This is a genomic window from Streptomyces sp. NPDC001156, assembly GCF_053598275.1.
Window position 1 is genome coordinate 1 of record NZ_JBSFJX010000284.1, and the last position, 8,539, is coordinate 8,539.

5 protein-coding genes and 3 pseudogenes are annotated in these 8,539 nt (G+C 67.8%); 5 read left to right on the forward strand and 3 right to left on the reverse strand.

Features of this window, described 5'->3' with window-relative positions:
* The first annotated feature begins 200 nt into the window (after positions 1 to 200).
* Together ACWDA7_RS47470 and ACWDA7_RS47475 are read left to right on the forward strand one after the other, a co-directional pair.
* Entirely contained in the window at positions 201 to 620 is a 420-nt protein-coding gene (locus tag ACWDA7_RS47470) for a MarR family winged helix-turn-helix transcriptional regulator (RefSeq protein ID WP_450613746.1), read from the forward strand.
* Positions 617 to 1,054 (forward strand): hypothetical protein, encoded by a 438-nt coding sequence (locus ACWDA7_RS47475; RefSeq protein ID WP_450613748.1) that lies wholly within the window; start codon positions 617 to 619, stop codon positions 1,052 to 1,054. The genes ACWDA7_RS47470 and ACWDA7_RS47475 overlap by 4 nt, the downstream gene beginning before the upstream one ends.
* A gap of 378 nt (positions 1,055 to 1,432) precedes the next feature.
* Here the strand turns inward: ACWDA7_RS47475 and ACWDA7_RS47480 are convergent, their stop codons facing one another.
* On the reverse strand, positions 1,433 to 2,506 hold the full coding sequence (locus tag ACWDA7_RS47480) for an alpha/beta fold hydrolase (protein WP_450613750.1): 1,074 nt from the start codon (positions 2,504 to 2,506) through the stop codon (positions 1,433 to 1,435).
* A 700-nt stretch (positions 2,507 to 3,206) separates the two neighbouring features.
* Here ACWDA7_RS47480 and ACWDA7_RS47485 point away from each other — a divergent pair.
* Both ACWDA7_RS47485 and ACWDA7_RS47490 read left to right on the forward strand, forming a co-directional pair.
* Positions 3,207 to 3,833, forward strand: coding sequence for a DedA family protein (locus tag ACWDA7_RS47485; protein ID WP_450613752.1), 627 nt, complete (start codon positions 3,207 to 3,209; stop codon positions 3,831 to 3,833).
* 121 nt (positions 3,834 to 3,954) lie between these two features.
* Positions 3,955 to 4,356 (forward strand): annotated as a pseudogene (locus tag ACWDA7_RS47490) (transposase); the annotation flags it as partial.
* Here the strand turns inward: ACWDA7_RS47490 and ACWDA7_RS47495 are convergent.
* Positions 4,356 to 6,049, reverse strand: a pseudogene (locus ACWDA7_RS47495) (ISAzo13 family transposase); the annotation flags it as partial. The pseudogenes ACWDA7_RS47490 and ACWDA7_RS47495 sit on opposite strands and share 1 nt — an antisense overlap.
* A 76-nt stretch (positions 6,050 to 6,125) precedes the next feature.
* Between ACWDA7_RS47495 and ACWDA7_RS47500 the strand changes: the two are divergent.
* Positions 6,126 to 6,786, forward strand: a pseudogene (locus ACWDA7_RS47500) (IS701 family transposase); the annotation flags it as partial.
* Between the two features lie 187 nt (positions 6,787 to 6,973).
* Here the strand turns inward: ACWDA7_RS47500 and ACWDA7_RS47505 are convergent.
* Positions 6,974 to 7,585, reverse strand: coding sequence for a hypothetical protein (locus ACWDA7_RS47505; RefSeq protein ID WP_450613754.1), 612 nt, complete (start codon positions 7,583 to 7,585; stop codon positions 6,974 to 6,976).
* Positions 7,586 to 8,539: the final 954 nt, after the last annotated feature.

The window sequence follows — 8,539 nt, forward strand, 5'->3', positions numbered from 1 at the left end:
CGGGCTGCCCTCAGCTTCAACCGCCCTGCTGCGACAGGTCGGCGGTGGCGTCCTTTCACCGCCACTCGAACAACTCGCGCTTCACGGCGCACCTACGTCTTTCGTCAAGCTAGGCGTGTGGTTTGGGGTTCGTAGGTGATGCCGGCACTTGCAGCACATAATACGATCTCGTAATATCCGAAATCGTGAAGTCCGAATCCGTGTCATCTGAACGGTCGGTGCTGCTGACCTTGCAGCGCGCGACCCACGCCACCTTGCAGCTGATCGCCGCCGAGCTGGTCGACCTCGACCTGACCGCCTCCGAGATCAACGCACTGGCCAACCTCGCCGACGGCCAGGGCCGCACCGTGTCCCAACTGGGCGCCGCCATCGGCAGTCGCCCTACGACGCTGACCAGCGTGTTGGACCGGTTGGAACGACGCGGTCACATCACCCGCGGCACGCACGCCGACGACCGCCGCTCGGTGCTCATCGAACTCACCGAGTCCGGGCGTGCAGCGGCAGCCCTGATCAAGCAGACCCTCGCAGATCTTGAGAGCCGCGCGCTGCACGGTCTGCCTGCCGAGGCGATCGCCGGCTTCTACGCCGTTCTGGACGCGTTGATCAAGGAGGGGGTGTGATCACAAACGGCCAGGGCGCGGAAGAAGGGCCTTCGCCATTCCTGGAGCTGATGGCAGAGGTGATGGCCGCCGCCGAGCGGTTCGGCCACCGCCAGCACGTCCACCTGACCTGGCTGGCCGTACGGCGCTACGGCACCGACGCAGCAGTGGATCTGGTCAGTGACGGTATCCAGCGCACCGCCCGCTACGCAGGGGCCCCGCAGAAGTACAACGCCACCGTCAGCCGCGCCTGGGTCGAGCTGGTGGGCCACCATGCGGGTCAGTCGGACACGGCAGACTTCGACGCATTCGTCGACCAGCACCCCGCGCTGTTCGACAAGAAGCTGCTCACGCGCTTCTACCGGCCCTCGACGTTGGCCGGCACCCCGGCCAGGGCCGGCTGGGTCGAGCCCGACCTCGCGCCCTTTCCGTGGCACACACGCCGACCGGTCTAGGCCCGAGGACGCGGATACATCGTGAGGCGGTTCGCGGGGAAGGCGTAGGGGTCGCTGCGGAGGTCGGCGGAACGCACCCCGAAGGACCGCGCAGTCCCAGCCGGCGGCAATTCCGCAGCCGTCCCATCGCAGATACGGGCGCGATCTGAAATCGGCTGCTGAGCCTCATCAGTGTCGCCGCGGAACCTCAAGGTCATGCAGACAATGGCCGACACGCAGAACCCGCCCAAGGCGCTGCGTTGCTACCGGTCGTTCTTCAACCGCTCCTCAGTACACAAAGACCCGGTCCTGTGAGGGCACGGCGAGCAGGTAAGGGCGGAACCCGCCTCCCTGCCCGCCAACAGGGTTGGCGGGCAGGGAGGCGGGGCAGCGGCGGGCTCATCGAGATGCCGCGATCGATGCCGCCGTGAGTCTGTCCACGGCCGTCGCGACCGCCTCGGGGCTGGAGATCATCGTCAGGTGCCGGGCGCCCGGGATGAGTGTCGGAGGCGGTGCGCCGATGCGCCGGGCGGTCTCCTGCGGCGTCTGCCGGGTGAACACGCCGTCCTGGGCTCCGAACACCACCGACTTGGGCAGGCGCACCCCGGCGAGCCCAGCCACCTGGTCTGCGGGCAGACCAGGCACACCCGCGGCCAGCATGCTCCAGAGTGCGTTCTCCGCGCCCGGCACCCGGAGCGGGCGTCGCCACTGATCCAGACCGGCGGCGTCCAGGCGCGGACAGGCAGGCCCGCATTGTGCGTCGTACATGCTGCGGATCACCGCGTCGATGCCGAGCCCGAGCCGCAACAGGCTGGTGCGGTACGGGTCGATCAGTACGTACTTGAAGCCCGGCGGCGGCCCGGCACCGGTGTCGAGGGCGTCGCCGTCGAGGAGCATCACACCCCCCAGCCGGCCAGGGGCCCGCAACGCCGCCTCGGTGACCACGGCGGCTCCGCTGGAGTGCCCCACCAGCAGTGGACGCTCGCCTGGACCGCCGAGGTGCATGGCGTCCAGGAAACCCAGGAGCTGACGAGTGAAATGGTCGACGGTGTACGGGCCGTGGCGCTCGCTGTATCCGTCGCCCGTCAGGTCGAGCGCGTACACCCGGTGGTCGTGGGCGAGCAGCGGGGCAAGGCGCGACCAGGTGTCCACGGATTCGAAGGCGCCGTGCACCAGGACGACCGGTGGGCCCGACGTACCCCAGGTCTGGTAGCGCGTGCGGATGTCGGCGGCCTGCACGTACCTGAGCCCCCGCGGCGGCGCGGTGCGTCGGGCCGTGACAGCGTTGAAGACGAACGAGGCCGCTGTCACGACCACCAGCACGACGGCACAGCCCAGTGCGGCGCGCCGCAGCCACCGCCGCGGCCGGGAGCGGTGTGGCGGATGCGCGCGCTCGGCCCGGCGCAACGGCGGAGCGGATGCCGGCTGGGCGCCCCCGTCTCCGTCTCCGGCTTGGCGAAGATCAGCTGTCACGGCCCACAGCATCGCCCATGGCACACCCGCGGTCATCCTGCGGGTGGAGTCATTGTGACTACTCCGCCGGGTGTAGCGGAGGGGAGTCGTGCGGTGATGGTTATTTCAGGTGCTGGCTGAGAGTTTGGAACATCATCTACGCCCGGGAATCACTCCCGCCGCCCAGTGCGTAGCGGAGGAGCTTCAGTGGATCCTGCGAAGCAGTCATCAGGCGGTCGGGTCCAGGGCCCGGAGTACTTCGAGCAAACTATGAACCGGAGCGAGCTCGCTGTCCGGGAGAGGGTCCGGGCTGAAGTGATGAGCTCCTTGCATTCGTTCAGCGAGTCGACGACGAGGCCTTGATCGACGTCCCAGTGCAGCGTGTCCCGGTGTTTTGCCGGCTCGCACACGCCCGGCCCGAAGCGCGTCGGATGAGCCCGCGCTTCCCAACGCCGCGGGCTTCGATGGCGGGTCCGACCCCGCCCAATCCAGCGGCTGGGCAAGCCCAGCCTGACGCCGGTCAGCGTCTGACTCGGCAGCTGCGTACGACCCGCGGCGAGGATGCGCCGGCTCCGCAGTGGCCGCTGTGTGCCGCCTGACCCGCCCCCGAGCCGCTAGCTGCCTTGCCCGCAATAACCTGAACACCATCGGCCCCCCGGGGACCGGCTCGAATCGCACGACAACCGCATTCCCGCCATACGAGGGAAGGGACGAGATCCGCATGAGCGCGCCACCTCTGCCCGGGGTGCTCGGTGACATCGCACCGATCCTGAATCACTGGGGTTATTGGGCCGTGGGCGGCCTGATCTTCGTCGAGGACTTCGGCGTCCCCGCCCCGGGCGAGACGATCCTCATCGCCGCGGCGCTGTATGCGGGTGCCGGGCAGCTCAACATCGCCGCCGTCATCGCCATCGGCATCATCGCCGCCATCCTCGGAGACAACGTCGGCTACCTCATCGGCCGCACCGGGGGGCACGCGCTGGTACAGCGCTACGGCAAGTACGTCTTTCTCACGCCCGAACGGTATGAGAAGACCGAGAATTTCTTCGCCCGCCACGGCGGGAAGGTCGTCGTCATCGCGCGCTTCGTCGAAGGGCTGCGCCAAGCCAACGGCATCATCGCCGGCACCACTGAGATGCCGTGGCCGCGCTTCCTCGCCTTCAACGCGCTCGGGGCGGCGCTGTGGGTCGGGTTGTGGGCGGGCGTCGGTTACGCCGCCGGCGACCACATCACCACGATCTACACCGAGGTCAACCGCTATTCGATCTATCTGCTCATCGCCCTGGGCGTGCTGATTCTCGCGCTCGTGGCCCGTACTGTACTGCGCCGCCGCCGCACCACGGACTAGCTGTACTCCAGCAGCGTTTCGCTATCTGGCCTGGTAAAAGGCATCGTCCGGAGTGCAGTTGGCTGGTGGTGAGTCAGGGGTCCTCTTGCCGGGTCGCCCCTCCAATGAGTGGATCGGGAAAATGGCAGGCCTCGGATGCGGACAGCCTCCGAGGTTGATCGACGAAAATGCGGACGCGGCCTGGGAACGAGTACTCGACGACCTTTTCCTCTGCATCACCCACCGGTTCGGCCGTGCCGACCTGCGGCGCCGGATGCGGGACTATGTGCGGGGCCTGCTCGCTCCCGTCGGCCGCAAGACGGCCGGCAGCCGGCCAGTTCGCTGGGCATCGCACCCCGACGGCCTCCAGCGGCTGCTGAACGGAGCGACCTGGGTCGCCGACGACGTCCGCGACGACCTGTAGTCGTACGTCGCCAAGCACCTCGGCGATGACGACGGGGTGCTCATCATCGACGACATGGGCTTCATCAAGAAGGGCACCACCACGGCCGGGGTGCAGCGCCAGTACTCCGGCACCGCCGGGGCTTGTAATTGAATAACTGTCAGATTTGATCTGTGGGGTGTCTTTCGATAGGCGTCCCACGGGCCTTCAGCTGCTCCAGGGTGCGGGCGGGCGCTCCGGGCAATGGCGTGACGGTGATTTTGTGCAGGTCCAGGAGACGGTGCCCGTCCTGGAACTGATTGGAGAGGTTGGTGCGGGTGACGCCCAGCAAGTGGGCCAGGAGTGTACTGGTCGCTGCTCTGCGGCGGCGTAACAAGGCCGTCAGCAGTCGGTGGTAGTGGTCCAGGCTGCTGGTCTGCGGGTGGAGATAGGTGCGCGGACGGTGAAAGCGTCGTTGGAATGCGGCCTCGGCCAAGGCGTCCCAGTACGGCTCCGAGACCGCCACCAAGTGGTCGAAGTCGGAGCGGGCCATGCCCGTCAGGGCCGGGTCTGCGAGCAGTTCGGTCAGGGCCGGGTCGATCCGGCGACGAGTCCGTGGCGCCTCGGGAGGCTTGGCTGGGGCAGGTGCGAGGGTGTAGTTCCAGTCGCCGTGGAACGTACTCGGTGTGATCGGCAGAGCGTGGAACTCGGCGGGCGTAACGGTCGTGCCAAGGTGGTAGCTACCGGTGTCGAGTTCGGCGCCGATCGAAAGCCCGGTCGTGGTGGTCGTTGCGGCGATGGTCTCCAGGACGACCTCATAGCTCGTCAGCGGCCGTCCTCGCCAGTTCGCGGTGATGTGGCAGAACATCCGGTGTTCTATCTTGTTCCACTTCGATGTGCCAGGTGGGAAGTGGCAGACCGTGATCTCGAGCCCACTCTCCTGCGCGAAGGCGTGCAGGTGCTTCTTCCATGTCCAGCGGCGGGGATCGTTGGAGCCGCCGGAGTCGGCGGTGATCAGCAGCCGGGTGGCGTCCGGGTGGTCGGCTTGTCCGCAGTGCTGCCACCAGCGGCGGATGGACTCCACCGCGAACTCGGCGGTGTCATGGTCGGTTCCGACGTTGACCCAGCCGCTGTTGTGGGCGATGTCGTAGATCCCGAAGGGGATGACCACCGGCTGGTTGCTGCTGATGAAGGTGTGGCAATCCACTTTGATCGGGTTTCCGGCCGGTCGCCAGGTGCGACCGGGCCGGTCGCGGTCGCCGAGCCACTCTTTGGCCTTGGTGTCGATACTGATCACCGGCTGGTTGTCGTTGAGGAAGGCGGCGGCGGTGCGGTTCAGGTGGGCGAACTGAGCATCGCGGTCCGGATGGCCGACGCCCTCGTGGGTCTTCGCGGTGCCCTGCAGGCTGTAGCCCAGGGCATGCAGCAGGTGCCCGACGGTCGTGGCGCTGACCGGATGGCCCTGCTCGGTCAAGGACGATGCCAAGGAGCGCAGCGACAGCGTGGTCCAGCGCAGCGGAGAGACGGGATCGCCGCGAGTGTGCGGCTCGATCAACGCCTCGAGTGCCGGCAGTAGACCAGAATCGGTGGCCGTCAAGGGCTTGCGGCCGCCTCCCGGAACCCGGGTCCGACGGGTCGGTGCAGGCTGCCCGGCCAGCTCGGCGATGCCGCGTGCGATGGTGGCGGTGCTGGTACCGGAGGCCGCCGCCACCAGAGTGATGCCGCCGTGGCCGATCGCGGTGGCCTCGCTGGCCAGATAGAGCCGACGACGGCGCTCATCAAGGTGCGGCAGGAACTGGTCGAACTTTGTCTGCAGGGCTTCGGCCGCTGTACGGGGTTGCGGATGCGTAGCCATGCCACAGCCTCCCACCGGCACCCGACGATTACGACGCTGCAGATCAAATCTGACGGTTATTCAATTACAAGCCCCTGGCCGTACTGAGAACTGCCAGAGCGGGGTCTTCGCCGCCTGCGCTTCCAGTACCGGCCTCGCGCAGTGGGACCGGGGCTGTTCCTGGCCAGGTCCTGGACCGACGACCGCGAGCGCTGCGGAGCGGCGAAGATTCCCGACGAGCGCGACTTCGCCACCAGGGGAGAGCTGGCCAAGCGCCTCGTCCTGCGCGCCCTGGCCTCCGATCTCACCGTCGCCTGGGTGGGGTGGCCGCGCACGCCGCCTCCGGGCAGGGGGGACGCTTCCGCCGTCTGCTGGAGCAGTCCGGTCTCGGCTACGGGCTCGCGGTGCCCAAGTCCCAGCAGATCTTCGGCCCGCGCATCGACCACCTCTTCGCTCAAGCTCCCATGGAAGTATGGGGGCCGATCTCGTGCGGCGACGGGACCATGGGGCCGCGGCTCGACCACTGGACGGTACTGGAACTGCCCACGGTGGCCGTGTTCGGCTACCCGGGCGATGTTCCCGTCCGTCGGCGGTGGGTGTTGGTCGGCCGCAGCCTCAGCGAGTCCGAGGAGATCGCCTATTTCCTCGCTTACGTCCCACGGGAGAGCGCGGTGGCCACTCTGGTGCGGTTCGCCGGCATGCGCTGGCAGATTGAGGAGTGCTTCCAGGCCGCGGAGAACGAGTGCGGCCTGGACAGACTGATCTCCCATCACTCCTTCTTCCAGATGAAGAACAGTCCGCGACGCCCGCCGCGTCGGCATCCCACTCTTCGTTATCCAGCACAAAGACGTCCTGGTCTGTACCCGGCGGGGGAGGTGTGGCGATTGCGCTCCTTCCTGCCGCTGTTCCACTGTTCCTGGCCGATGCCCGACGACGTTCACCCGGTCACGGAACTGCCAGGCAGTGGGCCCAGAGGGCGGCCAGAGGTGCCGGGATCTGCGGGATGGCGGCACAGCCGCGTGGGTCGCGGGGGAGGCCGTCACTGGCGATGAGGGTCCAGTTGCCGTTGCCGGAGCGGGAGAAGTACTTCATCGCGGCGCCGTCGTCCTGGCTGGCCACCTGCTCGGTGTAGGTGGCGCCTGCGGTCGGTACGAACATTGCGGCCGCGTAGGTGGTGCCGTCGCAGCTGCCGAAGTAGAAGGTGCCGGTACGGGGCCGGATGTGCACGAGCTGAGGCCGGCTCTGGCGGCCGTACGCGGCGGTCACTTCGGCTTTGGTCGTGGGCGACACGGTGATTGACCGGCAGCCGGCGGTGGATGTCGGGGAGGCGGACGATGAAGGAGGTGAGGAGGGGCCGCCCTTGGTGGTCTGCGAGGGGGCAACAGCCGTGCGGGGGGTTGCCGCGCTGGTCGGGGAGATCGTGGTGACGGATGGCGAGGGAGGTCGGTGTGTGTTCGCCGAACCGCTGGACGAGCAGCCGGTGAGCAGGGTGATACCCGCGGTGGCGAGGGCCGCTATGGCGGTGGCGGTACGACGGGTGGCGCTGCGACGTCTCAATGCGAACCTCACTTGTATCGGCTGCGCGCGAGGGCGGCGGCGTCCTTGTCCGCGAGTGTGTCCGCGGCACTGGACGCCCGGTCCGCGTAGGTGACACTCCGGGGCCGTCGGGGATCCGGGGCGTCGCTTCAGCTATGGAGCAGGTCGGTCAGACGATCTTGAAGGCGGGGTCGGCGGCCAGGTCGGTGACGCGAGTGGCCTCGCCGCAGGCGCTGCCCTTGGTGGTGACGCTGGTGTTCTCCACCAGGACGCTGCTCTCCGGGATGATCAGCGTTCGGTCACGGCTGGAGACGCCATTGACGACCAGTTCGGTTCCGGTGTAGTCGGCGCCGTCCCCAACTTCGTCCTCGGTGTGCGCCGACGGCGCAGCGCTGTATGCCGTTGTGCGCCTTCGCGCCGCGCCCCCTGCGGTGGACCGGCGGTCCAGTGGGGGAGCATCTGTTCAAGCAACCGCGTGATGAGAGGGGTCGTCATACGCTCCACCCACAGAGTCGCTTCCTCGGTACTGCTCGCCTACCTCGTGCCGGCCGGCTGATCCTCTACATCCTCCGGCGGTGGCACGACCTCGTCCATGAAGGCGAGCGGCGACGCCGAGGAGAGTGGGCGCTTCGCTTCGCCCGCGGCCTGGTCGAGGAGTAAGAGGTTTGAGCCGCGCTGGTTGGCCGGCCCCAGTTCAGCCACAACAGACCGTCGAGGGCCGTGACCTGCGGCTGCCATCGATCACCGCCCTGGCCTGCTGCTGAGCTGTCGGCAGTTGTCGAGGTCGAGGACCTGCTTCGCGAGTACGAATGAAGCGCAGCCTGCCCGTGTCCGAGGCTCTTGGAATCCTGTCCAGGGGCTTGGTCGTTCCCGGTCTCATCTGACCTTCCCCTCGTAGCGTGGAGGTGTGACTGAAGGGGAAGTTGAGGGTCATGGGTGGGAAGCGACGGTCGTACGACGCGCCGTTTCGTGAGG

Coding starts and splice junctions, on each gene's coding strand:
- ACWDA7_RS47485 (WP_450613752.1), top strand. CDS start 3,207: ATGAGCGCGCCACCTCTGCCCGGGGTGCTCGGTGACATCGCACCGATC.